This is a genomic window from Streptomyces sp. SID3343, from assembly GCF_009865215.1.
In the GTDB taxonomy this organism is placed as follows: Bacteria; Actinomycetota; Actinomycetes; order Streptomycetales; family Streptomycetaceae; genus Embleya.
Map to the genome: position 1 here is coordinate 1 of NZ_WWJX01000877.1, position 3,280 is coordinate 3,280.

The 3,280-nt window shown below is 73.4% G+C and carries 3 protein-coding genes; all 3 read right to left on the reverse strand.

All coding sequences use genetic code 11. The features are described 5' to 3' along the window. Positions 1–25 precede the first annotated feature (25 nt). Genes GT354_RS27340 through GT354_RS27350 form a run of 3 tightly spaced genes read right to left on the reverse strand, consistent with a single transcriptional unit; the run spans position 26 to position 3,236 of the window. On the reverse strand, positions 26–1,246 hold the full coding sequence (locus GT354_RS27340; RefSeq protein ID WP_161359045.1) for a glycosyltransferase: 1,221 nt from the start codon (positions 1,244–1,246) through the stop codon (positions 26–28). Next, positions 1,243–2,205 carry a glycosyltransferase gene (locus GT354_RS27345; protein ID WP_161359046.1) on the reverse strand — a complete coding sequence of 321 codons (963 nt, stop codon included), beginning with the start codon at positions 2,203–2,205 and terminating at the stop codon, positions 1,243–1,245. Before GT354_RS27345 ends, GT354_RS27340 begins: the two co-directional genes overlap by 4 nt. Then, entirely contained in the window at positions 2,202–3,236 is a 1,035-nt protein-coding gene (locus tag GT354_RS27350; protein WP_161359047.1) for a glycosyltransferase family 9 protein, read from the reverse strand. Before GT354_RS27350 ends, GT354_RS27345 begins: the two co-directional genes overlap by 4 nt. Positions 3,237–3,280 lie beyond the last annotated feature (44 nt).

Here is a 3,280-nt window from a genome sequence, read left to right on the forward strand (position 1 = left end):
ACGATCCGCCGGCGTTCGGGCGCGTTCATCCGGTCACCGCCCGGTTGCGACCGCGCGCCTCGCGCGCGAGCGCGACACCGCGATAGATCTCCGCGGTCTCGCGCGCGACCCGCGGCCACGCGTAGCGGGACACTGCCCGCAGCGCGCCCGCCTGCCCCATCTGCCGTGCCCACTCCGGTTGTTCCAGCAGCCGACGCAGCGCCTCGGTGAGCGCGGCCACGTCCCGCGGCGGTACGAGGAGACCGTTCACACCGTCGACGACGGTGTCCCGGAGACCGCCGACGGCGCTGGCCACCACCGGAGTGCCGCACGCCATCGCCTCCAGCGGCACGATGCCGAACGGTTCGTACCACGGCGTGCACACCACGGCGTCCGCGCTGCGCAGCAGGGCGGGCATGGCCCGGCGGTCGACGCTGCCGAGCAACGCGACCCGATCCTCGACGCCGACCTCGCGGGCGATCCCGATCAGGCGCTCGGCCTCGGGATCGGCCGCCACCGGCCCCTGCACCGGTCCGCCGGCGATCACCAGTTCGGTGTCGGGCAACTTCGCGAGCGCGCGCACCACCAGATCGATGCCCTTGCGTTCGACGAGCCGACCCACCACCAACAACCGGTGTCGCCTCGAACGCGGCGCGCCGGGACCCTCGGTGAAGAAGTGCTCGGTGTCCACACCGCACGGCACGACGCTGATCCGGTCCCGATCCAGCCCCATGCGCACGAGTTCGAAGACCTCGTCGCTGCACGTCGCCACGACCCGGGCGGCGTCGCGCCCGACCGCGATCTCCGCGGCGATCCGTCCCGCCGGACTCGGATCGGCCGACCCGAGATGCCGGTGCTTGACCGTCCCCAGCGCGTGATATGTCTGCACCACGGGCACGCCGGACGACCGGGTTCCGCGCAGGGCGGCGATGCCCGACATCCAAAAATGCGCGTGCACCACACTGGGCCGGCGCACCAGGAAGCGGTTCGCGAGCCGATCCCCGAACTCGTCCATGAACGGCAGCAGTTCGTCCTTGGGAACGGGCTTGGCGGGCCCCGCGTCGACGAGGGAGACGGTGACTCCCTTGCACAGCCGGGTGGTCGCGGGCGCGTCCGGGTCGTCCCGGCGCGTGTACACCGTCACGCGATGGCCCAAGCGGGCGAGCGCGGCGGACAGCGCGGCCACGTGCACGTTTTGACCGCCCGCGTCGGCGCCGCCCAACGCGGCCATCGGATTGGCGTGTTCGGACACCATGGCGACTCTCACGACACGACCTCCTTCAACACGGCGTCCCAGTCCTGGAGGAAACGCTCCGACCCGTATCGGGCGAGCGCGGCCTCACGGGCGGCGAGCCCGGCATCGCGCGCGGCCTCGTGATCGTGCGCGTAGCGGCGTACCGCCTCGCGCAGCTCCGCCGCGGACGCGCTCACCACGCCCGTTCCGGGCACCACCGCACGCGCGGCCTCGGTGCTCGCCACCGCCACCACGGGCATCGCCAGGTGCATCGCCTCAAGCAGCGACAGGCCCAGCGAGGTCCAGCGCATGGGATGGAAGTAGACGGCTCGGCGGGCCAGTTCGGCGTGCATGCGCTCCTGCGGCAGATCCTCGTGGACCGCGCACCTGTCGGGCGACAGGCCCACCTGCTCGGCAAGTCCGCGGACCCCCATGCCGAACACGTCCAGCGGGGCGGCCTCGGCCACCCCGGCCAGCAGGTCGGTTCCGGTGTGGCGCCCTCGGCGGATCGGCTCGTTGACCACGACGCCGCAGCGCCGGAGCTCGCCCGTCCAGCGCGCGCCCGGGTCCAGCACACCGTGCTCGACGACCGTGGTGGATGCCGGGCCGCAGTCCCACATCAGCGCGTTGAAATGCGTGACGTGCACGATCGGCAGGTTTCGGTCCGCCATCGGGTGCCGAGTCAGCGGTACGTCACCGTCCGGTGCGTTGTGTTCGAGGTAGACGGCGGGCACGTCCTCGCCCGGAGTCGCACCCAGCCACGAGCGCACCAGGTCGTATTCGTGCGGGCGTTGCAGCACCACCGCGTCGATCCGCTGCTCCCGCAGGTGCTCGGGCGCCACCTCCACCACGCTCTGCGGCCAGTCCCACGTGCGCGCGCGGCCCACGCCGTCGGGACCGCGATCGGGCAGAACGGGCACCACGTAGTGGTGGTCGCCCTGGACGAAGGTCGTCGCCCAGGAACCGTGTACGTGCCACATCAAGATGTTCACCGCGAGGTTCCCTTCACCAGCAGTTCGTCCACGGCCACGACCACGTCCTCGGCCGTCACCGACTCCAGGCACGGATGTCCCGGCAGCGGGCACTGCCGGGATCGGGTGCCCGCGCAGGCCGCGGCCTGGTCGCCGAGCAGGATCGTGGGGACGCCGTAGGGGGCCCACCGCGCCGCCGGCACCACGGGCGCGAACAGGCTGACCACGGGCGTGCCCACGGCCGCCGCCAGGTGCGCGGGCCCGGTGTTCGGGGCGATCGCGACCCGGGCGCCGGCCAAAACCGCGGCCAGTTCGGCGACATCGGTACGCCCACCCAGATCCGTCGCCTCGCCGCGGGTCGCGACATACGCGGTCAGTTCGGCATCGGCCCGGCCACCGGTGACCAACACTCGATGTCCGGCCAGACCGAGCGCGCGCGCCGCCTGCGCGCACCGGGCGGGCGACCAGCTCCGGGCCTGCACGGAAGCCGCCGGATGCAGGACCACGTAGGACGTGGCGCCGGTCAGAGCACGCACGTTCGGCAGGGGCCGGCGCACGGCGAGCCGGCCGTCGTCACCCTGCGGGAGCGAAAAGCCGGCCGCGCGCGCGAGGTCGAGCGCCCGTTCGGTCTCCGGCCGGTCCACGCCCTCGTCGACGCGATGGCGCACGTCCAGGAGCGTCCCCGGGTAGTCCGCGCAGATCGCGCTGATCCGGCGCACGCCCGCCAGGCGCAGCAACAGGGCCGCGGGCAACGGCGACTGGTGGAAGGAGGTGAACACGACGGCCTCGTCCACCGCGCGCCGGGCCACGGCGTCGATCACCCGCTCGGTGTCCGCGCGCGACACCGGCGTCGGGTCGAAGCCCACCCACGGGGCGTCCCAGACCAGCACGTCGTCGACGCCCGGCGACAGTCTCGCCGCCGCCGCGCCCGCCCGGCCCACCAGCGCGGTCACCGTGCTCGCACCCGCCGCCAGCGCGCGCAGCGCCGGTCCGCACACCAGGACGTCGCCCAGCGCGTCCAGACGTACCGCCAGTACGTGGCCGCCGTTCATCGCAGGCCACGCAACACCAGGCGGGCCGCGTCGGTCAGGTCTAC

Excerpts from the sequence above, each read along its gene's own strand:
- GT354_RS27350 (WP_161359047.1), bottom strand. The coding sequence starts at position 3,236 with ATGAACGGCGGCCACGTACTGGCGGTACGTCTGGACGCGCTGGGCGAC.